The organism is Coprococcus sp. OM06-34AC (assembly GCF_003462545.1).
Classification (GTDB): Bacteria; Bacillota; Clostridia; order Lachnospirales; family Lachnospiraceae; genus Coprococcus; species Coprococcus aceti.
The window spans coordinates 54,573-79,346 of record NZ_QTZF01000003.1; the positions used below are offsets into that span (position 1 = coordinate 54,573).

General features: G+C 42.9%; 19 protein-coding genes and 1 pseudogene. 16 read left to right on the plus strand and 4 right to left on the minus strand.

Annotation, left to right across the window (positions count from 1 at the left end):
- Positions 1-19 precede the first annotated feature (19 nt).
- The 3 genes from DXB91_RS06355 to DXB91_RS06365 are packed head-to-tail and all read right to left on the minus strand — an operon-like array spanning position 20 to position 2,447.
- Positions 20-898 carry a YitT family protein gene (locus tag DXB91_RS06355; protein WP_117550968.1) on the minus strand — a complete coding sequence of 293 codons (879 nt, stop codon included), beginning with the start codon at positions 896-898 and terminating at the stop codon, positions 20-22.
- A gap of 38 nt (positions 899-936) precedes the next feature.
- Positions 937-1,596: a TatD family nuclease-associated radical SAM protein gene (locus DXB91_RS06360; RefSeq protein WP_117550966.1), complete on the minus strand. Its 660-nt coding sequence runs from the start codon at positions 1,594-1,596 to the stop codon at positions 937-939.
- A gap of 23 nt (positions 1,597-1,619) precedes the next feature.
- Positions 1,620-2,447, minus strand: coding sequence for a pyridoxamine kinase (locus DXB91_RS06365; protein ID WP_118017137.1), 828 nt, complete (start codon positions 2,445-2,447; stop codon positions 1,620-1,622).
- A gap of 197 nt (positions 2,448-2,644) precedes the next feature.
- Here DXB91_RS06365 and DXB91_RS06370 point away from each other — a divergent pair, with 197 nt between their 5' ends.
- The 12 genes and pseudogenes from DXB91_RS06370 (at position 2,645) to rlmD (ending at position 18,298) form a co-directional block, all read left to right on the plus strand.
- On the plus strand, positions 2,645-5,764 hold the full coding sequence (locus tag DXB91_RS06370; RefSeq protein ID WP_118017139.1) for a diguanylate cyclase domain-containing protein: 3,120 nt from the start codon (positions 2,645-2,647) through the stop codon (positions 5,762-5,764).
- Positions 5,765-5,806: 42 nt separating this feature from the next.
- Complete coding sequence (locus DXB91_RS06375; RefSeq protein WP_243003534.1) at positions 5,807-7,477, plus strand: InlB B-repeat-containing protein; 1,671 nt, start codon at positions 5,807-5,809, stop codon at positions 7,475-7,477.
- A gap of 115 nt (positions 7,478-7,592) precedes the next feature.
- Entirely contained in the window at positions 7,593-8,327 is a 735-nt protein-coding gene (locus tag DXB91_RS06380; RefSeq protein WP_117874485.1) for a LytR/AlgR family response regulator transcription factor, read from the plus strand.
- Between the two features lie 116 nt (positions 8,328-8,443).
- Positions 8,444-9,595 (plus strand): sensor histidine kinase, encoded by a 1,152-nt coding sequence (locus tag DXB91_RS06385; protein WP_199413798.1) that lies wholly within the window; start codon positions 8,444-8,446, stop codon positions 9,593-9,595.
- 117 nt (positions 9,596-9,712) lie between these two features.
- Positions 9,713-10,054: a hypothetical protein gene (locus DXB91_RS06390; protein ID WP_022216291.1), complete on the plus strand. Its 342-nt coding sequence runs from the start codon at positions 9,713-9,715 to the stop codon at positions 10,052-10,054.
- A gap of 318 nt (positions 10,055-10,372) precedes the next feature.
- On the plus strand, positions 10,373-11,710 hold the full coding sequence (locus tag DXB91_RS06395; RefSeq protein ID WP_117550958.1) for an aspartate kinase: 1,338 nt from the start codon (positions 10,373-10,375) through the stop codon (positions 11,708-11,710).
- Positions 11,711-12,115: 405 nt separating this feature from the next.
- Positions 12,116-12,880 (plus strand): endo alpha-1,4 polygalactosaminidase, encoded by a 765-nt coding sequence (locus DXB91_RS06400; protein WP_243003535.1) that lies wholly within the window; start codon positions 12,116-12,118, stop codon positions 12,878-12,880.
- Positions 12,881-13,166: 286 nt separating this feature from the next.
- A pseudogene (locus tag DXB91_RS06405) lies at positions 13,167-13,979 on the plus strand (site-specific integrase); the annotation flags it as partial.
- A 108-nt stretch (positions 13,980-14,087) separates the two neighbouring features.
- Positions 14,088-15,548 carry a hypothetical protein gene (locus tag DXB91_RS06410; RefSeq protein WP_118017145.1) on the plus strand — a complete coding sequence of 487 codons (1,461 nt, stop codon included), beginning with the start codon at positions 14,088-14,090 and terminating at the stop codon, positions 15,546-15,548.
- 190 nt (positions 15,549-15,738) lie between these two features.
- The gene (locus DXB91_RS06415; protein WP_118017147.1) at positions 15,739-16,236 is read left to right on the plus strand and encodes a low molecular weight protein-tyrosine-phosphatase; all 498 of its coding nucleotides are present in this window, start codon (positions 15,739-15,741) and stop codon (positions 16,234-16,236) included.
- Positions 16,237-16,379: 143 nt separating this feature from the next.
- A complete protein-coding gene (locus DXB91_RS06420) occupies positions 16,380-16,922 on the plus strand; it encodes a prolyl-tRNA synthetase associated domain-containing protein (RefSeq protein WP_055147481.1) in 543 nt (180 codons plus the stop codon).
- An 11-nt stretch (positions 16,923-16,933) separates the two neighbouring features.
- Positions 16,934-18,298, plus strand: coding sequence for a 23S rRNA (uracil(1939)-C(5))-methyltransferase RlmD (gene rlmD / locus DXB91_RS06425; RefSeq protein ID WP_118017149.1), 1,365 nt, complete (start codon positions 16,934-16,936; stop codon positions 18,296-18,298).
- Between the two features lie 82 nt (positions 18,299-18,380).
- On the opposite strand, the gene DXB91_RS06430 is transcribed toward rlmD, so the two are convergent.
- Positions 18,381-19,412 (minus strand): glycoside hydrolase family 5 protein, encoded by a 1,032-nt coding sequence (locus tag DXB91_RS06430; protein WP_118017151.1) that lies wholly within the window; start codon positions 19,410-19,412, stop codon positions 18,381-18,383.
- A gap of 245 nt (positions 19,413-19,657) precedes the next feature.
- On the opposite strand from DXB91_RS06430, the gene DXB91_RS06435 reads away from it, so the two are divergent.
- The 4 genes from DXB91_RS06435 to pap all read left to right on the plus strand — a co-directional run bounded on the left by DXB91_RS06435 (position 19,658) and on the right by pap (position 24,680).
- Entirely contained in the window at positions 19,658-20,419 is a 762-nt protein-coding gene (locus DXB91_RS06435) for a helix-turn-helix transcriptional regulator (protein ID WP_118017153.1), read from the plus strand.
- Between the two features lie 91 nt (positions 20,420-20,510).
- Entirely contained in the window at positions 20,511-21,881 is a 1,371-nt protein-coding gene (locus DXB91_RS06440; protein WP_117874498.1) for a Mur ligase family protein, read from the plus strand.
- On the plus strand, positions 21,881-22,597 hold the full coding sequence (locus DXB91_RS06445; protein WP_015533666.1) for a Predicted glutamine amidotransferase: 717 nt from the start codon (positions 21,881-21,883) through the stop codon (positions 22,595-22,597). The genes DXB91_RS06440 and DXB91_RS06445 overlap by 1 nt, the downstream gene beginning before the upstream one ends.
- Positions 22,598-23,195: 598 nt before the next feature.
- Positions 23,196-24,680, plus strand: a complete 1,485-nt coding sequence (gene pap, locus DXB91_RS06450; RefSeq protein WP_118017155.1) for a polyphosphate:AMP phosphotransferase — start codon at positions 23,196-23,198, stop codon at positions 24,678-24,680.
- The last annotated feature ends 94 nt before the right edge of the window (positions 24,681-24,774 follow it).

The window sequence follows — 24,774 nt, forward strand, 5'->3', positions numbered from 1 at the left end:
TGATATAATGAGCCGCTCATCAGTCGTGCGGAATATCATGGAATCTACCGTCCAGCTCCTCGGTCTTGACCACGTTGATAAATGCGTGCTCATCGATCCCACGGATCATCGGTATGAGCTCACGCTTCGCTTCCGAGTTGATGACGGAGTAGATGAGGGTTTTCTCCTTCTCCTCGTAACATCCGACACCCTTGAACAGAGTAGCGTCATGGTGAGTCAGGTCGCTGATGGCGTGGTAGATCTCATTTGACTTGTCGGAGATGATGAACAACGTTTCTTTCTTATATCTCTTATACAGAAGCTGGATCACCTGGGTGCTGCAGAACTGGTAGATGATGGAGTACAGAGCCTTTGACCAGCCGAACAGTGCACCGGCGGCGATCAGCATCACGATGTTTCCGAGCAGTATGTAGTTCCACGCATCTATACCCTTCTGGTGGGACAGGAATATGCTGATGAAATCAGTTCCCCCGGTGCTGGTTCCAACGTTCAGGCACAGGCTGATGGCGAGTCCGTTGATGAGACCGCCGAACAGGCTTACAAGCATTATGTCGTCAGTGAATACATATGATGGCAGGATATCCACAAATATACTCGACAGAAGTATGACTATGATCGAATAGAGGGTGAATCTTTTGCCGATATATTTGTATGATATGTATGTGGGAAACAGATTCAGCCCAATGTTGAAAACTGCAAAAGGCACGCTTATGTGCAGAAATTTTATTCCAATGTTCTGGAGAAGCAAGGATGCTCCGGAGAACCCGCTTGGAAACAGCCCTGCGGTCTTGGCAAAGCATCGGAGATTCCATGCGTATAGTATAGATGCAAATACGACGATGAACAGGCGAAATACCTGATAAAATCTTGGGTGTTTTAACTCTAGAGATTGAAACATAGCGGTACCTCCTTTGTAAGTGTCACTGTAAAATGCGGTTAATTTTCAAATGGGCGAACCCTCAAAGTCACGCCTAAATCCTTGCATATCTGGCGGCATAGCTCGATCTTATCCTCGGGCATGACCTTGTCAACAACTGTCATGACAACGTGTGGCACGTACCTTTTGGCAAGAACGGCAAAATCCTTGATGGCCGCGTAGGACTGAATCCCATAGCGTGATCTGGTCAGCTCAAGAAATTCATTTTCATCAGGGGCGTTCAGGGATATTGATACAGTGTCGAATCTGCCCTCAAGCTCTGGTGTGACATCTCTCCCATATATAAGATTGGCAAGTCCGATGGTGTTGAGACGGACTTTGAGATTGGGATATGTGTTTTTCAGTGAATCGATCACCGCGCATACGTCTTCCAGTCTCTCAAGAGGCTCGCCAAATCCGCAAAATACAAGTTCATTTATGACACTCAGGTCATACTTTGAGAAAAGTTCCAGAACCTCTTCTATGGAAGGCTCGCCATCCTTCAGCCAGAGAGTATTGTTCTCCTGCTGCTTTTTTGTCTGCCTCAGGCAGAACACGCAGCTGCAGGGACATTGGTTAGTCATATTCACGTATATATTTTTACCGGTGAGGTCCCCGCTCTCTGCTATGTCGAGGTAGCCCTCCTCACCAACTTTTCCGGTCACAGTGTATAAAACCATAGTTGAATCTCCAATCGTTTAAGTTATTCCTCAGTCAGATCCTTCATGTACATCTCAAAGCACAATCCCCAGTTCTCCGGAACATTGTTCTCAACGCAGTAGCTTATGCACTTTGATACATATGAAGCGGCCTTTTTCACGGACTCATAGACGCTGTGTCCGTTCAGATACATACCCGCAATGATGGCTGCGATCACATCTCCAGTGCCGCTCCTGTCGCCGCCGATCCTGTCAACCATGACCATCTGGAAATCCTCATCCTTGTTGTAGATGAAGTTGGCTATCTGAGTCTTATTGAAATGTATTCCTGTCACAACGATATGTTCCGGTCCCTGCTCCGCCAGGGTCATGCACATTTGCCTTAGCTCGTTCACGGTCACAGTGTGCTCCGGATATGGAAGATCAAGGAGGGTGCAAAGCTCCGTCAGATTAGGAGTGATAATGTCGGCATATTTTACAAGCTCCTTCATCTTGCTGCACATAGACGCGGTATAGGTTGGGTACAGCTTGCCGTAGTCACCCATGACGGGATCGACGATAACAAAATTCTTCTCGTTTTTAAAGTATTTGATAAAGTCGATAACTATATCAACCTGTTCCTCAGAGCCGAGAAATCCTGTGGATATGGCATCGAACTGCAGATCCATATCTTTGTAGGTCTGGATGTAATCCCGCATTTTGGGTGTGTAGTCATCAAAGTAAAATATAGGAAACTGTGTATGTGTAGATAGTATTGCTGTTGGCACAGTGACAGCCTGGATCTTCATGGCGGACACTATCGGTGCCATGACAGCGATGGAACATCTTCCGAATCCTGTAACATCATTTATTAGAGCGATTTTTTTCTGCATCTTAGTTCTCCAAATTCAATAAATATAGTAGATTTTATCATCAAATACAGGTGTGTTCAATATTTGAATTCCGTCAGATCAAGTGAAATTTATGTGCAAAAGGGAGAGAATATGTAAAATTTCCGCATTGCCCCATATCTTGATAAGTAGTAAAATATAGGCAAATTTTGTATGGCTGGTGTTCAGGAGGAATGAGTATGAATGAAGTCGTTTTGAAGATATATGTCTTTTCGTCAATTATAATAGCCGCCATGGATATTATACTGGCGATGAAATCCATAAAAAAGAATAAGACGACGGGAAGGTTTCTGGGGCTTGCCTGCATAGGAGCAGCTATAGTTGATATCAGTTATCTTATCAGCATTATAAGCGATTCGTATATGGCCATGTCCGTCATGTCGAGTATATATTTTGTAAGCATTGATTATATGCTGGTATGTCTGCTCATATTTACTGTTTATTTTACAAACGGACGTTTTTCAAAGTATGGAAAGGCGGCGATAGGCTTATGCTTTTTTTACTGTCTGTATGAGCTTGTAATATTTGCCATAAACCCATTCAAAAATATAGCGATAGGGTATGTCAGAAGGGACACCGTCATAGCAAAATACAGCTATGATATGAAGCCGCTGTATGATATGCATCTGGTTTTTTCATATGCGCTGGTGGGTGTGGTACTCATACTCCTTGTAAAGAAGCTTTGCACGATTCCGCATGAATATCGTTTGCAGTACAGCAGTGTCATTCTGGGACTCTCTGTGCTCGTTGGGATAAATGCAGTATTTCTCTATGTTCCGGGTGCTGAGGTGTACAAGCTCCTGGATTATTCCATCTGCGGCTACAGTCTTACATCATATATTCTGTACTGGAGCTGCTTTAATTATTCAACCCACGGAATGCTCAACAAACTAAAGACGAATATATTCGAGAATATAGGTCAGGGAATAGTTTTGTTTGATTATGACAATCATTTGATCCTGCACAATGACAGAGCGGATGATTTTCTTGGAAAGGAGTTCCTCTGCAGATGTGAGAATCTTCAGCAGTTTCTTGAGACGTACGATCTGTCCGTTGATCTTGCAGCTGATGATGACAGTTTTTCTCTGCAGTGTTATATAAAAGGTGATGATGGAGACAGACCTTTAAGGTGTGATATCAGAAGGCTTGACAACAAGGAAGGCCGCAGACTTGGTCAGATGTTTGTATTTTCTGATATATCTCTGGAGACGGATATGCTTACAGGATTTCAGAAATGGGATAGCTTTCAGAGACTTGCCATGGAAGAGGTGGACCATTTTACGTTTCCGGTTGGAGTGGCAATATGCGATATCAACGGATTGTCTGTGATCAACAGCACCCTGGGTAATCAGGCGGGTGACCAGAGGATAAATGCACTTGCGGGCATCATGAGAAAGAACTTTCCAGAGAGAACATATTATGTCAGGGGTATTGATGCGCACCTGATAGCACTTTGCAGTCACAGCAGTGAGGAAGAGATGGCGGCATGTGTCGAAAAGGTCAAAGAACAGTATGATGGAAGTATACAGTATGCAGTGGGGGTGGCTGCGGATGAGGGACAGAGCATCGTCGCTGCAATCACTGATGCGGCAACAGCCATGAAGACAAAAAAGCTTGTGGACAGTGAATCATCGCACTCAGATATGCTGACATCGCTTATAAGGGCTCTTGAGGAGTGCGACAGCGATACGGAACAGCATGTGCGTCGTACACAGGAGCTGGGGGCTGAGCTTGGCAGACGAATAGAGCTGTCAGATAGCCAGCAGAGCAAGCTGGCGCTGCTCTGTCTGCTCCATGACATAGGAAAGGTAGGAGTTCCTATGGAGATACTTAACAAACCGGGAAAACTCACGGATGAGGAATGGAAGATCATGCGTTCCCACGTTGAGAAGGGTTATGAGATCGCCATGAGCAACACAGAACTCAGACAGATCGCGGAGGAGATAAGGCATCATCATGAGAGATGGGATGGAAATGGATATCCGGATGGACTGAGCCGTGAAAGCATACCGGTTCTGTCACGTGTGATCGCGGTGGTCGATGCATTTGACGCAATGATCAATGACAGACCTTACAGAAAGGGCATGCCGATATCAAAAGCGATAGAAGAATTAAAGAGCTGCGCGGGCAGCCAGTTTGATCCATATATAGTTTCGGAGTTTATAAGGCTTGTATCAGAGAAGTATGCAGATTCGCTGGCAGCTGACTCAAAGCAAGGGGCTGCTGATGGTGGTGTCGGTGCAGATGGTAATGGAGAGAATGTTGGTGATCGAACTGCCCCAGGAGATGGTCTGGCGGACGCTGATGGTGATGGCGCCAGCACAGACGACGAACAGACAGAGATCCGGATTATGGCGCGCAGACAGATGGTGGATTCTACTGAATATGGCAAGGATGCGTTTCGTGTACATACAGTCAAATATAGCAGATATCTGGTGGATGAAAACTGGAGGATCATATCTGTAGACGATAATTTTGAGGAGCTTACGGGTTACAGCAAGGAGGACATAGAGAATAATATCATAACCCAGATCGACCTTATACCGGACGAGGATAAAACAGAATATCTCTGTCAGGTAAATGCGAATCTGGCAAAGAGCACATTTGTATTTCAGGAACACAAGATACACCGGAAGGATGGCAGGGATATATATGTATTATGTACTGGAAGAATGTTTTATGATTCGGCACTTCAGAAAGACAGAGGAGAAATAGTAATAGTGGATGTATCAAGTACATATGCTTTGAAGATGCTGACAGATGCGGAGCAGAATAAGGCGGATGTGAGACTCAGAAACTGGGAGAATACCTATCGTACAGATCCCCTCACAGGACTTTTGAACCATGCGGCATTTAGAAGTGACATGGAGCAGAGACTTCTTGAGTGTACGCACACAGCGGTGATGATCATGATGGATGTGGACAAATTCAAGCAGTACAACGACACTTACGGACATCACAACGGTGACAAATATCTTGTCCTTGTGGCACAGGCACTGCAGGCAGCACTTCGCGGTGATGACCATGCATGCCGTATGGGCGGTGATGAATTTGCAGCTATGCTGTTCTTCAACAAGAGTGTGTCTGATGATGTGATAAGGGAACGTGCCCAGCAGATATTTGACAAGGTGAACCTGACTGTGAAGGCCACAGAGGGAGGAACAGGAATCTCCATGGGTGCGGTGATCGCAAGAACTGAACTGACATTCAACGAGATGTATGAGGAGGCGGATAACGCCCTCTATGATGTTAAGGAGAGTGGAAGAGGCAGGATTGAGGTGAAGAGGCATGGGGAGTAGATTTAAGGGTGCATGATTTGTGAAAGTGACGAGGTATTGCTTATGATAAAACGAAAATTTGCAACATTTATGTTGACATTAATACTGGTGATGACAGGTGTATCGACGATTCGTGTGATAGGCTATGCGCAGGAAGAATCTTCTGGTTCATCAACAAATCCCCAAGATGGAGTTACAGAATATAAGTACAGTGCTGAAAGTGATTCTCAAAAAGGTGTCGCATTAAAGGTTGAATGGAACGAACCCAAATTAGGAGAGGATACAACATTCCACGTTTCGGCGGATGGTGGCAGTGGCCGGTATTTGTTTAGAATGGATGCACCGAGTTATTCCAACCCGGGTGAGTATAGTTTTGAATCCGTGGCGGATCCAAGCCGCGGAGCGTGGATTCAATACACAGATGAGTGCGAATCTCACGACTTTGAATTCACAATGGCTGCTTCGGGAGTCTATAACTTCAGGTTTTATGTAATGGATAAAACCTCAGGGGTCTATTATATGCGTGTGAGCACAAATATACAGGTATCTGACAGGGCTTATCCGAGCGTGGGTGACATCGTGAATGCTGCGGTAAAAAAGTGCAGCAAGGAGACTGATGGTTCAGACTATGAAAAGGCATTGTGGCTGCATGACTGGCTGTTGCAGCAGCTTGATTACGATCATTCCCTGAAATGGTCTTCGGCAGAGAGCGCACTGACACGAAAGCTGGGGACATGTCAAGCCTATGAGAGTGCCTATTCAAAACTGCTTACTGCAGCCGGCATAACAAATGCTGAGACAAGGGATACCTATGATGGACATACCTGGAATGCCATGAAGCTGGATGGCAAATGGTATCAGGTGGACTGTACATGGGATGATACAAAAGACAATTATTATAACTTTGATCCTACGCATTTGTATTTTGGACTGACGGATGAACTCATGGCGTTGGCACACAACGGTCATAATAAGATTTATATGGCAAGCGGTTATGGTACACGTTCTACAAGCCTGGCAGACAACTACTTTGTCAGAAACGGAGATGCCGCAAAGTGGGCGCGGGCCTACGCTGACAGGATTCAGAAAAATCTCAATGCAGGTAAAACCAAATTCGAAGTTAGCACTGACAATGCGTCATATCCGCCGAGCATTTCGGGTATTCAAAATGGGATTATCGCATATGCCTTAAATCAGATGACGTGGAAGGCGGGAAGTAAAAAAGTTACATTGCGTGTGGCGGGAGCATCCACCAAGCTTTCTTTTACTGCAAAATATACGGACACAGTAAAGCGCGTGAGAATAGCATTTGCTCCAAATGGAGGGCGTGTGAGTTCTGGAAGTAAGACAGTCATTTGTGGAAAAACTTACGGAGCACTGCCGGCACCGACCAGAAGGGGATATACATTTGCAGGCTGGTACACAGCAAAGAGTGGCGGCAGCAGGATCGGCAGCAGCTCGGTTGTGAGGACCACCAGGAATCAGACATTATACGCAAGATGGAAGCTGGTAAAGTATAAGATCCAGTACAGGCTTGGCAAGGGGACAAACAGCCGGTCCAATCCAGCCGGTTATACCGTCAGATCTAGGACTATAGTCTTGAAGAAGCCGGTCAGAAAGGGTTATACATTCAAGGGGTGGTACAGCGATCCAAAATTCAAGAAAAAGGTTACGAAGATTGCAGCCGGCAGCACCGGCAGCAGGAAACTCTATGCCAGGTGGGTGAGAAAATAAATTCGTATAAATCGATGCAAAACGAAGAATAGCCCCTTTGTTGTCGAATTGTGAAAAATATGCGATAATGAGTGCTGGAGAAAATATTTGGCGCCAAGGAGGCATAAAGGGGATTATGGCAAAGATTGCGTTTTGTGATGATGATGTTTCTGTGCTTGCTGAGATGCAAAGGCTTATGGAACAGTATTGTGCGGAGAGAGACTGCAAAATAGAATACAGTATTTTTAATCATCCTTTTGACCTGGTGGCGGAAATAGAGAAGGGAAACAGATATGATATCCTGTTTATGGATGTCTTGATGCCGGGAGAGAATGGAATTGAAGCGGCAACGGAGATACGAAAATACGATAAAAACGTCAAGATCATATTTGTCACTTCGTCCTCTGAGTTTGCGGTGCAGTCTTACGTTATAGGTGCATACTATTATCAATTAAAGCCCATCTGGGCAGAGAGCTTTTTCCGTTTGCTTGATTCTGTGCTTGCAGCCTGTAAAAAGGAGGCGGAGACCAGCCTCATTCTGCGATGTAAGAGTGGAATCACCCGTATAGATATAAAAGCCCTGGAATATTGCGAAGTCATTCACCGCACCCTTATATTTCACCTGAATACAGGAAAAGTACTGGAAAGCGCCGGCAGCATGGATGAGCTTGTAAAGCAGCTTTCCACGTATCCTTTTTTTCACAGACCTCACCGTTCTTATCTGGTAAATCTGGAATATGTGCAAAACATAACATTTAGGGGGATTACCATGTCTAGTCTTGCAGAAATACCGGTTCCACGGGGAAAATACAATGAAGTAAAGGATGCATTCCTTGAATATGCGTTCCAGAACAGGCAGGTAATGATATGAGCCTATATATTTCGCTTCTTAACAATATGGCTGTGAGCTTTTTTGGGGGAATATTATCAGCGTCTTTTTGTAATGCGCTGTCCACCAGGAAAAGAAAACTCATTTTCATAGGATGCATGGTTTTACTCCCGCTGATACAGAGCATATTATATTTCAGCAAGGGCGCTGATTTTGTAAGACATATTTATCCGTTGGCGGTGCATCTTCCATTGGTCATTGTTCTCTGGATGTTGACGGGAAAATTGCTGTGGTCTGTTTTTTCTGTACAGGCGGCATACTTGTGCTGTGAACTTAGAAGATGGGTTGCACTTGCCACAGTTGCTGCATTTTCGGGAAGGCAGATGATGCAGGATATTACCGAACTTGTGGTTACAATCCCTGCATTGCTGCTTCTGCTTCATTTTGTGTCACCTGCAGTCAGAGGATTGTCAGATAAAAGTCTCAGGGAGCAATGGCAGTTTGGAATCATACCGGCGCTATATTATGTATTTGACTATTTTACAATAGTGTATACGAACCTTCTTTTGAGTGGTAGTTACGTTGTAGCGGAATTTATGCCTTTTGTATGCTGTGTTGCATATCTGGCCTTTCTCTTATATAACTCCAAAAAGGAACAGATGCAGAATGAGATGAAGCTGATCCGGAATAATCTGGATCTGCAGTTAAGTCAGGCGGTGAGGGAAATCAGCAGTCTGCGTGAGTCGCAGACATTGACCAGACAGTATCGCCATGATATGCGTCATCACCTGCAGTATGTGTCTACATGTATAGAAAATGGTGAAGTTGAACAGGCGCAGGCTTATATATCGGGAATATGTAAGGAGATTGAGGCGCAGAAGGTCCAAATATACTGTGAAAATGAGGCAGTGAATCTGATCCTATCTTCATTTGCGGGTAGAGCCAGGAAGAAAGAAATTGAAATAAAGATACAATGTGCAATTCCCGCAGATCTTACGGTGTCGGAAAGTGATCTGTGTGTGCTCTTATCTAATGCCTTGGAAAATGCCTTGCATGCATGTGTGCCTTTGGCTGCAGAGGGAAGATCATGCGAGATTGATGTGAATTTTTATGAAAGAAATAAACACCTTTTTTTACAGGTGGTAAATGACTGTAAAGCTCCCATAAAGTTTCAAAATGGAATACCTGTGTCTGATATGGAAGGACATGGTATAGGCGTTCAGAGCATATGTGCGATCGTGCAGCGTTACGGCGGGGTTTTCAGCTTTGCAGAAAATGATGGCAAGTTTACGCTCAGACTGTCATTGTAAAAGAGTGTCGATTCGATACATTTTTGGTACGATTCGTGCATTTAGACCTCACTGATTGCAAATACATAATAAAATATACTCAGATTATGTGATTGCAATAAAGAGGAGGAAATTATTATGAAAAAGACAATGAAAAAACTGATGGTTCTCATAATGACCATGATGATGGGAATGTCGCTGGTGGCGTGCGGCGGTGCAGATAAGCAGCCTGCGATTGATGCGTTCAATAAGACAAGTACATCTTTTAATGAGGTTGCAAACATTATCAACGAAAATCCACAGGCTTATGATCAGGATTTGGTTGATACAATGGTCGACATGGCCGGAGTGCTCAATGAGCATAAACAGATCTTAGAGAGCGATGATGATGTTGAGGAAGAAAAGCTTCAGGAAATGATCGACTGGTATGGTACGGTTGATGAGTGGGTTGCTCAGGTTAAGGAAGAAATTTCAAAATAGTTTATTATTAGATCATGTGGTGAAGACTGTATACCAGAGGGGCGGGCGCATTGGAGTGCCTGCCCTTTTTTAATAGCAAAAATTAAATTTCTCTTGCTATATTGCAAAAAGACGTATAAAATGCATGTGTATTTTTATGTTTTATATCTCAGTCTGGACTCTCTATCTTCGACGGAGATATACACTCCGTGAGTATTGCTGAGCCGCTGATATGATATATGTCAGCAGAGCTGACTGGCAGCTTGCGGCAAGATTCGCCAGCGAATCTTAAGAAGAAAGACATTCAAATAAGAATATGGCAAAGGAAATAGTGGAATTATGAAAAAGGTAGTAAAATTTGGCGGAAGTTCATTGGCAAGTGCAGAGCAGTTTAAAAAGGTTGGAGCAATCATCACATCAGATGAGAGCCGTGTATACGTTGTTCCTTCTGCACCTGGAAAGAGATTTTCAGATGATACAAAGGTAACAGATATGCTCCTTCATGTGTATGAAACTGCGAAGGCAGGGAATGATTTCACAGAGGAAGTGAAGGCGATCAAGGCCAGATATGATGAGATCATCACAGGCCTTGAGATTAAGGATTTTTCACTTGATAAGGATTTTGAGGAGATTACAAAGCAGTTGGAGGATCTTACCAATCCGGACCCAATGTGCACACTGGACTATGTGGCATCAAGAGGAGAGTTCCTCAATGGTAAGATTATGGCTGCATATCTTGGCTTTGAGTTTATAGATGCTGCAGAGGTTATCTTTTTCAATGCAGAGGGCAATCTCAATAGCTATAAGACGGAGAAGGTACTTGGTGAGAGACTTGCCAAGACACAGCATGCGGTTGTTCCAGGATTCTATGGACTTGGCAAGGATGGCAAGGTAAAGACATTTTCCAGAGGCGGTTCAGATGTAACGGGCTCGATAGTCGCACAGGCAAGCAGAGCCGATGTATATGAGAACTGGACAGATGTCTCAGGCTTCCTTGTAGCTGACCCACGTATTGTTCCAGATCCAAAGCCGATCAAATATATTACTTACAGAGAGCTTCGTGAGCTTTCATACATGGGTGCATCAGTTCTCCATGAGGATGCGATATTCCCTGTACGCCACTGTGGTATCCCAATCAATATCCGCAACACAAATGCGCCTGAGGACGCAGGAACATGGATCGTTGAGAGTACCTGCCAGAAGCAGGATTATGTTGTAACAGGTATTGCAGGTAAGAAGGATTTCTGTACAATATTTATTACGAAGGCTATGATGAATTCAGAGATAGGATTTGGAAGAAAGGTGCTTCAGGCATTTGAGGAGAATGATATCTCATTTGAGCATATGCCATCAGGTATTGACACGATGACTATCGTAGTTCATGCAGATGAATTCGTACACAAGGAGCAGAGAGTTATATCTGCCATCCATAGACTTGCAGAGCCGGATTCAGTTGAGATTGAGTCAGGACTTGCACTTATAGCTGTTGTAGGCCGTGGGATGAAGTCAGCAAGTGGTACAGCAGGCAAGTTGTTCAGTGCACTTGCAAAGGAAGGCATCAACATAAAGATGATAGACCAGGGTTCATCAGAGCTGAATATCATAATCGGAGTAAAGAACAGTGATTTTGAGACAGCCATAAAGGCAATATATAACACATTTATAACAGACAAGTAATAACAGATTGCTAAGCATCGTAGGGGTGGGCACGTATTGATAATGCATACCTTTGCAGAATGGGGCAGCACAGGGCAGAATATGGCGGAAAACCTCCAAACTGATGTAAGATAAAATTACTCAGTTTGGAGGTTATTTTTATGGCAATAAGAAAAAACAGCCCACAAAAAGCAGCAATGAGAGAAATGACGGTAGAACTGTTCACAAGTGTTATGGTATAATTTGAATGCAAATTGAGCAAAAAATCTGGGGAAACGTAATCATCAATGTGTAAAATGTGATAGTCATGAGGAAAAAACGAGAATTACCGAAAGGGTGTGGGAGGCATTGTGCGGGAAGAGGACCAAACAACTAGTAGCCTTGGCTGTATTATTTGTTCTAATGTTTATTGGTGGATGTTTTTTTGTGAAAGCCAATCAAGCAAAGGAATTTGAGAAAAACGATTATGGGGTGTTTTTAAATGCGGACGCCTCATCTTTGGAACGATTTAAAATGTATGAAACGATTGTAATTGATGCACAGTATTTTACAAAAAGGGATATTGAATTGCTCCATCAAAATGGAACAGTCGTATATACATATCTAAATATTGGGTCGATTGAAAACTTCAGGGAGTACTATACAACCTATGCGGAACTGGCAATCGGTGAGTATGAGCACTGGGAGGAAGAAGAATGGGTAGATGTAGCAAACCCAGACTGGCAGAAGTTTATAGGACAGCTTTCTCAGGAACTATATGAAAAAGGTGTTGACGGATTCTTTATAGATAATTGTGATGTATATTATTACGATCCGCACGAGAGTATTTTTGAAGGCATTACAGCGATTCTACAAAACATAATGACGTTTGGAAAAGCGGTCATCATCAACGGTGGAGATACTTATGTGGCGAAATATAGGGAACGCTATGGGGCGATTGATCAGATTATGACAGGTGCAAATCAGGAATCAGTATGGAGCAGTATTGATTTTGATAGCGGAACTTTTGGTGAACAAACGAGCGAGACGAGAGATTATTTCTGCAAATATTTGGAAACGTGCAAGGCGGATGGGGTGGAAGTGTATCTGTTGGAATATACAACTAATCAAAAACTGATTAAAAAAATAAAAGAATACTGCAAGGAGCAAGATTTCCATTTTTATATTTCCAGTTCCCTTGAACTTAGATAATGAGTGTTGAGAAATACGAAAAAGATGAGCAAATTAAAAAAGTTCGACCTATGAATACTAGCAGAGAAGGTGAAATTTGATTAGGCGACTGCGCTCAACTCTATCATCGAAGCGGGACGCCAAAGTGAGAATGCTGCTGTTGCTGAAGAAAAAATGTAAAGAAAAATAGTGACTGGGTATGCGATTGCTTTTCCTGGAACGGGATATTGATAAGGCACTGCGTAGAATGGCACTGGAAGAAGAGAAGCGCAGGACAGTCCGCTATCGCTTCTGCCGCCTACCGAGCCGGGGAGTGTTGCACCCGGCATTTCAGATGGCGGTGGATGATGACATTCTTGTAAAGAATCCATTCGGATTCCAGCTTGCCGGGGTATTGGTAAATGACGCAGTTACAAGAGAGGCAATCACAAAAGACCAGATGAGAATGTTCCTGAAGTTTGTGCATGACGATGTGGTGTACTGTAAATATTATGAAGTGGTGTACATACTCTTTCATACGGGAATGCGAATATCGGAATTTTGTGGACTGACGTTGAAGGACATTGATCTTGAGAACAGAACTGTAAATATTGACCACCAGTTGCAGAGAACATCAGATATGCGGTATATCATAGAAACCACAAAGACGGATGCCGGAACAAGAGTATTGCCAATCACAGAGGAGGTGGCACAAATGTTTCAGGCAATCATTGAGGACAGAAATGCACCGAAAGTGGAGAAATCCATAGACGGATATAGCGGATTCCTGTTTTACGATGATAATGGAATGCCACTTGTTGCGATGCATTGGCAACATCGATTCAATCATATGGTCGGCAGATACAATGACATCTACCGGGTGCAGATGCCAAATATTACACCTCATGTATGCCGACACACCTATTGTTCGAATATGGCAAAATCGGGAATGAATCCAAAGACATTACAATACCTCATGGGGCATTCGGATATTAGCGTTACCATGAATGTGTACACGCATATTGGGTTTGATGATGCAGAGGAAGAATTGAAACGGATGGAAGAGTTTAGAAAGGCACAGGCGGAGGTTGAAAAGAAGGACGAAAAACCGATGTCACAGAAGATGTTTAAGGTAGTTTAATATGGAAGTGGGATGACGCTCTGGCTTAGGCTGGGGCGTTTTTTCTATGGAAAAGAAGTGAAAATGACGATATAATATTTGAGATATTGTGATGGAGGCAGATGGATAATGAATATAAAGGATGTTAATGACAAGATTAAAAATATAGAGAATGAAATAGGAGCAATGGTTGAACAAAAGTTAAAGTTTTCAGATGCATCAATGGAACAGGTTGTGATTGTAGCAATTGTAAATGATAGCATAGATTTAATAGAAGATATACAACGAAATATATATGCATTTAATCTTTCGTATGAAAATTATAACAATGCCGTGTCGTTTAATCCTAATTATTATTTTGAAAATATTATTTTACAAGATGACATGATATGGGAACGAATAATCTTTCTTGTTGGTGTGCTTGATCAACTAAATGTGAATATTATTTTTGAACAGAAATCAGTAGAACCGTTGTATGATATGATAAAAAAGAAACATTCAACAGATGATGATATAATTGTGGATTTACGATGCATAAGAGGCGATTATAATAGCAAAAGAATTAAATGGAAACGAAACAACAACGAACATTTTGTTTCTACGCATTTAGATACAAAAGAAACTGAGAATGATATTGGAGAATTAATCTTTATAAATAATGATCAAATAAAAATGAATATGGAAAAATGTTTTCAGTTAACGGATAGAATTAATGAAATTGCTATGAAAGAATTGAAGGAGTGGATTCAACCGATTGAAAAGAAGCAAGGTATATATATAAGATTAATGAAGAAAATTATAAATGAGTTTTCCATTAAAAATAGGAGATGTTCTTTTAACTGCACAGAAAGATTGTCTTGCGAGACAGAGGTGCTTAATAAGAATATTGTTAATGATGTTGCAAAGTTAGAAAAAAGGTATGAAACATTACGAGAAGAATACAGAAACGTAATAAATCAAATAAATGAGTGGTGCATTGATATGGGTGATGAGGCTAGTAATATTCGAAATACTCTTTTAATAGATGCAATTTTTCGTGCAAAAGAAATTGTAAGATCATTAAATTTATATTTTTGTTGTTTAAATTATGATATGGATAAAAAAATACTGTTTGCGTTTTCGGAAGAGGATTTTATTAAGTTTCTTTATAATGAAGTGATAACACCAAATATATATTGTTTTCATGCTATTATGAAAACTTATTCAGTATGTGAAAAAATAGCAAAATTTATATTGTGCAAATATGATTTTGAACATGAATATATTACATCAGAAAAATTTAAAAATATGTACATTGAAGATATAATTGCAAAGATAAATGAAAAACAGATAACTTCAGATATCATAGAGAAATTTATGGAAATAATGGAGGGGAAAGTATATTCACATTATGAAAAAATTCGTAATTTAGAGTATCATTGTCTTAGACAGGAATATTTGAATTGTCAGAGCGCACTAGAGATAAATCTAGGAAAAGTTTATGAAGTGTTTGTGCTATTAAATCAACTATTTGAATTGTTAGAATTATTAGTTGGAGAGGAAAAAGTAATATTATCTAAACGGATTAAAAAGAGGGAGATCGATCTTTAGTAGTAAAGTGATAAAAAACTTAGTAGTAAGCCTACCTCGTTTTACTACCAATTTTACTACTAACAGCCTGCAATAACTTGCTCCATCTTGCCCAATTTTGCCAAGATGTCAGCCAATACACACATTCACAAATCCCAGAAATCCCTCGCAAAACAGGACATTTCCGGGCAAATCAAGGAGAAACAAAACAATGATAAAAATACTTTTCATCTGCCACGGCAACATCTGCCGTTCCCCCATCTCTGAGTTCGTCCTCAAGGACATGGTAGAAAAACTCAGCATAGCAGATAAATTTGATATAGCTTCTGCGGCCACCAGCACTGAGGAGATCTGGGGCGGAAAAGGCAATCCGATATATCCACCGGCGCAGGAAGTGCTGAGGGCGCATGGCATAGGTAAGACGGCTTATACAGACTTTAGTGGCAAGCGGGCAAGACAGGTTACAAGGCGGGATTATGAATATTATGATTACCTGCTCTGCGCAGATACAGCAAATGTGAGGAACACAATGCGCATAACCGGTCCGGACTACCAGGACAAGATACATTTGCTGCTCGATTACGCGGGAAGACATGGACAGTCTATAGCTGATCCATGGTATACGGGACGATTTGATGAGACATACAGGGATGTGTGTCAGGGATGTGAGGGCTTTCTTGATCATCTCAGGCAAGGCAATAGGTTGTAGATATGTGTTTACACTCTCGAAGGCATGGTTTTATATTGGTTTTATATTGCTTGTTTTATATGGCAACACCACAAGAAACGTGATATGATTTACGCGTAAATGCATGAGAGAAAATATATAAACCACCAACGGAGGGCACACAAATGGAATTATACAAAGGCAGACCGGATACAAATGAAGGACGACTTGAGAGGGAGATCAGAGTTTATGATTTCCTTGATGATCACGGCATAGAGTATTGGCGCACAGATCATGCTCCAGCAGACACAATGGAAGTTTGCAGCGAGATAGATGCGGTGCTTGGGGCAACCATTTGTAAGAATCTGTTTCTGTGCAACAGGCAGAAGACACAGTTCTATCTGCTCATGATGCCGGGCGACAAGCCGTTCAAGACAAAGGAGATCACATCGCAGATAGGCAGCGCGAGACTTTCATTTGCATCGCCGGAGGATATGGAGAAGTATCTGGATATCAGACCGGGGGCGGTCAGCGTCATGGGTCTCATGAATGACCATGAGAATCATGTGCAGCTGCTTGTTGACGAGGATGTTATGAAGGGCGAGTATCTTGGATGCCATCCGTGTGTGAATACATCAAGTATGAAGGTCAGGACGGAGGATATATTTGGAAAGTTTCTTGAGGCGGTTCACCACGATATGATCAAGGTGACTCTCACTGGAGAATAGGAGCGATAAAAATGATGGCAGAGCGAAGAAACGGGGGCAAACCTCGCAGAGAAGAAAAAAATAAAACGAGTGGCAGCGTAAACGAAAGAAAAAGACAGACACATAGCAGAAAGTACGATGTAACAGGTGGAGAGAAACAAATAAAAACAGGAAGCAAAGGTAAAAATGTACAGGGAAAACCGCGACAGGCACACTCATCACAATATAAGCTCAACCCGAACAGTAAATGTCCTATATCCCACCTGTGCGGTGGCTGTCAGTATGTGGATATGCCATATGAGCAGCAGCTTGCTGAGAAACAGAAGTATATAGATGACCTGCTCAGCGTATTTGGTCCTGTGGACAAGATAATAGGCATGGAGAATCCGTATCACTACAGGAATAAGGTCACTGCGGCATTCAGGAGAATGAAGAGCGGAGAAATAATTTCCGGGGTGTACGAGGAGGGAACACACAATATACTTCCAGTCGAGAACTGTTATGTGGAGGATGAGAAGGCTGCGGCCATCATCAGGACATTTGCCGGACTGATAAAGTCGTTCAAGCTCAAGATATACAACGAGGATACAGGAACCGGACTTATCAGGCATTTGCAGATAAGAGTTGGAAGAAAGACCGGGCAGATCATGGTGATCATAGTTACAGCGTCGCCGGTATTTCCGTCCAAGAAGAATCTTGCAAATGCACTTGTGACAGCTCATCCGGAGATCACAACGGTTGTCCAGAATATCAACATGAAGGACACGAGCATGGTCATTGGAGACAGGAACCAGGTCATTTACGGCAAGGGGCATATAGAGGATATTCTGTGCGGAAAGCGTTTCCGTATATCGCCGGGCAGCTTCTATCAGGTCAATCCGGAGCAGACTGAGGTTCTATATGGAAAAGCTATCAAGTACGCGGATCTCAAGAAGAAGGAGACTGTGATAGATGCCTACTGCGGTATAGGAACCATAGGCATAGCTGCAAGCGACCGTGCAAAGAAGGTCATAGGCGTGGAGTTGAATGAAGCCGCTGTGCACGATGCCCGGGTGAATGTGAAGATGAACAAGATACAGAATGTTGATATTTACAGCAACGACGCCGGCAGATTTATGGTCGATGTCGCTGAGGAGGGTGACAGCATAGATGTGGTATTCATGGATCCTCCGAGATCTGGAAGTACAGAGGAGTTCATGTCATCGGTCATCACACTTGGACCTAAAAGGGTTGTGTATATATCCTGCGGACCGGAGAGTCTTGCCCGGGATCTGAAATATATGACAAAGCACGGCTATCAGGTAATCAAGATGACCCCTGTGGACATGTTCCCGCTCACCCGCGGGGTAGAGACCGTGGTGCTCCTCACAAGGGCGGGTACGGTACATCGTGGATAAAATTAACAAAAAGCCGGTTCTCTATGAGTGAGAACCGGCTCCGTTTATAAAAATGGAAGGTTTTATCGTAAATTAAATCACGTTACATATATTTGACAAGCTCATCGATGATAGGAGCGTAGTGTTCGCCTTCAAGACCATAGTCTTTTTCTTTGTAGTTCCATGCGGCGCGGCCTATTCCGTACTTTTCAAATACAGAATGGATATCTTTGTACCAGTTCAGAGTTCCGTCAAGTGGTGCCTGATCTATAACACCATATTCGCCGCAGTACATAAATCCGTCTCTTTCTTCAACAGCCTTGATGCCGTCGAGGAACATTCTTTCGAACAAATCAGGGCCGATGGAATTAAGTCCAAGGCTACTCTCGGTGATGGCCCCATGCATACACCCTTCGATCTGGCGGGATTTCTCCATGTAGTCATTGAAATCCCCCGGATATTCGATATGGAAATCTGAAGGCATACCTGTTACCCAGTAAGCAGACTGGTGGGTAAATACCATTGGCTCGTAACAGTGGAAATTGTAAACTATGTTCTCATCGTTGTGATGAGGGAGAAGTTTTATAGATGTAACAGCATTGTAGCCAACCCCACCGAGCAGGATCTTGGCAGTAGGTGCTTTAGCTCGGATGATCTCGATGAATTTGCTTGATATTTCGTTCCACTCGTTTACAACGGTTGGACTTACGACCTCGTTCAACGGCTCGAACATTATTATGTCTGCATCCTTTGCATATCTGTCTATAAGCTTTCTCCATATTCCATAGAATCTATCCTGAAGAGGTTTCTCATGGAAGAATTCAAGAAGATGAGCCTCGTCGTCAAATATATATCCATATGTCTTGTGCAGGTCAAGGACCATGTTGAGTTTGTACTTCCGGCACCACTCAATGCATGAATCGATGTAAGCGTAGCCGTATTCCTTATCACTTCCGTCCTCATTTTCAAAATTATCGTAATCGATAGGAAGACGAACATGGTCAAGTCCCCAAGATGCTATTCTTGCAATATCTTTTTCTGTGATAAATGTGTCAAGATGCTCCTTGTCAAGTGGTCCCTGTGAAAGCCATCCACCTAAGTTTACACCTTTTTTGAATCCGTCTAAAGTTCTCATAATCTTTAACCTCCTGTGAAATAGTAAAATATATATTGCACTCATTGTCTGTTTCGTTTTCTGTGAGTTTATAGTAGCATTTGCGTTGATAAGAGAATATAATAAATGTGTCAATTATATAATAAATGTGTTGTAGCAATGTAGTTAGGACAACAAATTACAAAAATGTAAATCGCAAATGAAAGTATATGATAAAAATGTGCGATGAAGGAACATGAATATCACAGAGGAAAGGCAGAAAGACAATGAAGATATCGAATGAGATAGTAAAACAGCAGTTTGTCCAGAGGGAATATGGACTGGCACATTCCACATACGACAATGAGCTTGATTTTTATCAGCTTGTGAGCAGCGGTGATGTGAAAGCTTTGTCTGGAATGTTGCTGACAGGTGATGAGGATGAGGCTGTTCTTGCGTCAAGAGGAATATTGTCAGATGACAAGGTTCGCAATAGGAGATATCACGAGATAGTGCTAGTGGCAATGATTTCCAGATTTTGCATAGAAGAGGGGATGGAGGAGATGGAGAGTTACAATCTCAGTGACTTCTATATTAATAAGCTGGACAAGGCGCAGACAGAACGGCAGATCATAGATGTACATAACCAACTGATTATGGACTATGCCAGGCGGATGAAAAAGGTGAAAAAGAAAGCTGCTATATCACCTCATTGTGTAAGGGCGATGGACTATGTGTATGATCATCTGCATGAAAGAATAGAAATTACAGAGATCTCAGAATTTGTGGGAGTGGAACGCTCATATCTGAGCAAACTATTTCATAAGGAGGTCGGTCAGACAATCTCAGATTACATCATGGAGAAGAAGCTTCAGACTGCCAGAAATATGCTTCTATATTCAGATTTTTCCTGTACGGAGATATCGCAGTATCTGGCATTTGCCAGCGGAAGCTATTTTGCAAAATGCTTCAAGACAAAATATGGATCGACTCCGAATTCATATCGCAGGATAAATTACAGGAAACACTGGAAAGAGGCGAAATCATAGTCTTGTTATGTGCTGGTATAATTGACAACATCTGTCAAAGGTTGTAGAATTACATGAGTTTTATTTGTATATATAAGGAGAATGAATAGCTATGTCATCTTTTAGATTTCATGTGGCTCTCGCAGCCGCAAAACTGAGCAAGGGACTCATCCAGCTCCTGGGTAGGAACGGTACGCATACACCTGGAGTTATCGCCCTGAAGATATGTCCGGATTTCCTGGCACAGGCGCCCAAGGCACCGCTTACGATATGTGTCACAGGAACAAATGGTAAGACCACCTGTAGTAACCTGATAACTGATGTTTTGGAGAAGGATGGAAGAAGAGTTGTCAGCAACAGAACAGGTTCCAATATCGTCCCTGGCTGTACGACAAATGTCATCAACAGCCTTACATTTACGGGAAAGGTCAGAGTGGATGCCACTGTATTTGAGGTGGACGAGCGTGCTTCAAGGCTGATACTTCCATATGTGAAGCCGGATTATCTTGTTGTAACAGGACTTTTCAGAGATTCACTCAAGAGAAATGCTCACCCTGACTATATTTTCAGTGTCATAGATACCTACTGCCCTGATTCTGCAAAGGTTATCCTGAATGCGGACGAGCTTTGCTCAAGCATGTTGAAGAAAGACAGCTACAGAGTGTTCTATGGAATCGGCAAGCAGCCTGATGACAAGACCGAGCCATACAACCTTATCGCGGATTACCAGATCTGCCCTAACTGCGGCGAGAAGCTGAAGTACAATTACCTCAGATATCATCACATCGGCGATGTGGTATGCCCGAAGTGTGGACTTCACTCCCCGGACAAGAAGTATCTGGCAACCGACATAGACAGAGAGAAGATGACAATTACTATACAGGAGGGAGACAAGAAGACAGTTTATCCACTGATCCACACAGCTCTCTTCAATATATATAATGAAGTTACTGTTATATCTGCACTGCGCGAGATCGGCCTCTCAGCTGAGAGAATCAAGGAACTCATGGGTCAGATCCATATACCGGATTCCCGCCACAACGAGACCACAGTGAATGGTGTTACAGTAATCCAGGCGCTCTCAAAGGGACAGAGTGCGGTTTCTTCATCCAGAACATTTGAGTATGTGGCAAATGAGGAGGGCAAGAAGGCTATCCTCCTTGCGATGGACGATCTTGAGGACAGACAGAAGAGTATAGAGTTCTCAGGCTGGATATACGATCTGGAGTATGAGCAGTTCAACAGGGATGATGTTGTACAGGTCGTCTGCACAGGACCTAGATGCTACGACCACAAGGTGAGATGCTTACTGGCTGGTATCCCTGAGGAGAAGATACTCACAAATCTCAGCGAGGTCGCTGCGGCAGACGATGTGACTATAGATGGTGTTGACAGAATATATATCCTGTACGACTGTGAGAATTACGGAATGTCATGTGAGATGAAGAAGAAGATAATCAAGAGACTGGAGGGTGACAAATAATGAAGATTGAGATTTTATATCCGGAAATATGTACACTCTACGGTGACAAAGGAAATACAATGTACCTGCAGAAATGTCTGCCGGATGCGGAATTTGTGACAACAGGACTTAATGAGAAGCCACTCTTCCTCAAAGAGAATATAGACATGGTGTATATGTGTTCCATGAGCGAGAAGAGCCAGGAGCTCGTGCTTGACAGACTGATGCAGTACAAGGACGAGATCGCAGCATGCATGAAGGATGGAAAGGCGCTTTTCCTTCTGGTTGGCAATTCCATGGAACTCCTTGGTGATTATATCAAGAGAGAGGATGGAACCAGAGTTACAGGACTTGGCGTTGTTCCGGGCATGTACTCAGTCCGCCAGGCTCCGAATCGTTTCAACACGCTCATCAAGGCGAAGTTCAACGATATGACACTCATCGGATACACAAGCCGATTTGCCCACACTTACGGAATACCTGATGATATGACATTCTGCAAGGTGGAGATCGGACAGGGCAGCAATCCTGATACCATGAATGAGGGAATCTGCAAGAACAGAGTAATTGCGACATACATTCATGGACCACTGCTCATTCAGAATCCTGATTTTGTACATTATCTGTTGGAAAAACTGGATGCTCCTATGAAAGAGATACCATTTGAGGCAGCTATGCGCAAGGCATATGATGTGAAGCTTGCTGAGTATGGCAAGCCTGATCTGGAGCTGTCATAATATAGAGAATTATAGTGATAATTAAGCCCCGGTGGCCTTTGATATGTACCTGAAATCCAGGACACATGTCAGTATGCTGCCGGGGATTTTATATGTAGTAATGTATAAAACTATACATTTTGTATAGTTATGTAAACCCATTGAAAAGAAAAAGATAATATGTCACAATACAGATGTTGCCACCCCTAGACAGGCTAGGAAAGGGGGGAGCGCAGTGACAGAACGGAGATAAGTAAGTGGTAATCAGCCCAAGGAGTACGTCGCCTTTAAAAGACGGAGAAAACCCCAGTAGCGCCAACTACTGGGGTTTTCGTTATGCTTTTGGGAAAGCATATGTCAGAATTTCTTGTTTCATTGTTGCTGACATTATATCATATGAATTTTACCTTCGCAACATTCATTTTCCTCACATATCTTAATGTTTTTTCAGATGTATCAACTCAAAAGAAAGTAGTATAATGATATCGCAAGAAGGAAAAAGCACGACGCGAAGCGGCATTTGTATTAGTAAATGCGAAGCGGCATTAGTTTCTGTAAATCGGGGTATATTATTCATAAAAACAAATGAAGAGACAATGTGAAAGGAGCAGTGGGTTACATGTTAAAGGACTGGAACAAGCCGGAGCGTCCATCGGATGAGGAGATAGGCGCGAGGTTGAAGATCGCCAGAGAGAATCTGACACGCAATCAGATCAAGGTAAAGGAAGGTAAGATACCTGTATTTGTCATATTTGAGGGCTGGGGAGCCGCAGGTAAGGGAAGTCTTGTGGGAAGGATCATAAAGAATATGGATCCGAGATTTTTCAACGTTGAGTCAGTGAAGTATTCCACAGATGAGGAAAAACGCAGACCATTCCTGTACAAGTATTTTACGAGAATACCGGAACAGGGGGAGTTTGTATTTCTGGATGGTGGATGGATGAGGGACATAGTAGGTGGCAAGATGTCTGGAGAATTGTCAGACAAGGAATACCGGAAGAGAGTTGACAGCACCAAGAGATTTGAGAGGACTCTGGCGGACAACGGATATCTGGTCATGAAATTTTTCTTCCAGATAGACAAGCATGAGCAGAAGAAGAGGCTTGAAACACTTCTTGAAGATGATACTACAAGCTGGAGAGTGTCTAAGCATGATCTGAAGCAGAACAAAAAGTATGACGAGTATCTTGAGGCATTTGACAGCTTTATGTATGACACCAATTTGTCAAATGCACCGTGGTACATGATAGATGCAAAGGAGAGAAAATGGGCAGAACTTCAGATACTCGATATCATCAATCAGGGAATAGATACTGCGCTGCTCAATCAGGGGCATGCTGTACCTATACTGCAGAATACATTTGCGCTCAAGAAGATCCCGAAACTTTCCGAGGTGTCTCTCGACAAGAAACTGACGGATGAGGAGTACAAGGAGGAACTTGACAAGCTGCAGAAGAAACTCGGCAGACTGCACAATGAGCTTTACCAGAAGAGGATACCTGTTATCATAGGCTACGAAGGTTGGGATGCGGCAGGCAAAGGTGGAAATATCAAGAGGATAGCGGAGGCACTTGATGCGAGAGGTTATGTGGTAAATCCTATAGCAAGTCCGGAGCCACACGAGAAGGCAAGGCATTTTCTGTGGAGATTTTGGACAAGACTTCCAAAGTCTGGGCATGTGGCTATATTTGACAGAACATGGTATGGCAGAGTCATGGTTGAGCGACTTGAGGGTTTCTGCTCGGAGAATGATTGGCAGCGGGCGTACAATGAGATAAATGAATTTGAGAAGGAACTCCACGACTGGGGTGCGATCGTCATCAAATTCTGGGTTCAGATCGACAAGGATACACAGCTTGAGAGATTCACACTCAGACAGAACACGCCTGAGAAACGCTGGAAGATCACAGATGAGGACTGGCGCAACCGTGACAAATGGGATGACTATGAGACTGCAGTGGATGAGATGCTGGAAAATACCAACACCAGCTTTGCGCCATGGCACATATTGGAGTCAAATGACAAGAAGTATGCCAGAATAAAAGCCCTCAAGATCGTTATCAAGGCGATAGAGGATAAGCTGGAGCAGGTTGAAAAGAACTAAAAATGCATATAGGACTGAGAGTCCATGCTGGAAATAGAACACATAAGGCGGTGATACACAACAGAAGTATCACCGCCTTTTTCAAAAAGGTTTA

Coding starts and splice junctions, on each gene's coding strand:
- DXB91_RS06355 (WP_117550968.1), bottom strand. CDS start 898: ATGTTTCAATCTCTAGAGTTAAAACACCCAAGATTTTATCAGGTATTT.
- DXB91_RS06415 (WP_118017147.1), top strand. CDS start 15,739: ATGATAAAAATACTTTTCATCTGCCACGGCAACATCTGCCGTTCCCCC.
- DXB91_RS06375 (WP_243003534.1), top strand. CDS start 5,807: ATGATAAAACGAAAATTTGCAACATTTATGTTGACATTAATACTGGTG.
- DXB91_RS06430 (WP_118017151.1), bottom strand. CDS start 19,412: ATGAGAACTTTAGACGGATTCAAAAAAGGTGTAAACTTAGGTGGATGG.
- DXB91_RS06445 (WP_015533666.1), top strand. CDS start 21,881: ATGAAGATTGAGATTTTATATCCGGAAATATGTACACTCTACGGTGAC.
- DXB91_RS06360 (WP_117550966.1), bottom strand. CDS start 1,596: ATGGTTTTATACACTGTGACCGGAAAAGTTGGTGAGGAGGGCTACCTC.
- DXB91_RS06370 (WP_118017139.1), top strand. CDS start 2,645: ATGAATGAAGTCGTTTTGAAGATATATGTCTTTTCGTCAATTATAATA.
- DXB91_RS06380 (WP_117874485.1), top strand. CDS start 7,593: ATGGCAAAGATTGCGTTTTGTGATGATGATGTTTCTGTGCTTGCTGAG.
- DXB91_RS06410 (WP_118017145.1), top strand. CDS start 14,088: ATGAATATAAAGGATGTTAATGACAAGATTAAAAATATAGAGAATGAA.
- DXB91_RS06395 (WP_117550958.1), top strand. CDS start 10,373: ATGAAAAAGGTAGTAAAATTTGGCGGAAGTTCATTGGCAAGTGCAGAG.
- DXB91_RS06385 (WP_199413798.1), top strand. CDS start 8,444: ATGGTTTTACTCCCGCTGATACAGAGCATATTATATTTCAGCAAGGGC.
- DXB91_RS06440 (WP_117874498.1), top strand. CDS start 20,511: ATGTCATCTTTTAGATTTCATGTGGCTCTCGCAGCCGCAAAACTGAGC.
- DXB91_RS06420 (WP_055147481.1), top strand. CDS start 16,380: ATGGAATTATACAAAGGCAGACCGGATACAAATGAAGGACGACTTGAG.
- rlmD (WP_118017149.1), top strand. CDS start 16,934: ATGATGGCAGAGCGAAGAAACGGGGGCAAACCTCGCAGAGAAGAAAAA.
- DXB91_RS06365 (WP_118017137.1), bottom strand. CDS start 2,447: ATGCAGAAAAAAATCGCTCTAATAAATGATGTTACAGGATTCGGAAGA.
- DXB91_RS06435 (WP_118017153.1), top strand. CDS start 19,658: ATGAAGATATCGAATGAGATAGTAAAACAGCAGTTTGTCCAGAGGGAA.
- DXB91_RS06390 (WP_022216291.1), top strand. CDS start 9,713: ATGAAAAAGACAATGAAAAAACTGATGGTTCTCATAATGACCATGATG.
- pap (WP_118017155.1), top strand. CDS start 23,196: ATGTTAAAGGACTGGAACAAGCCGGAGCGTCCATCGGATGAGGAGATA.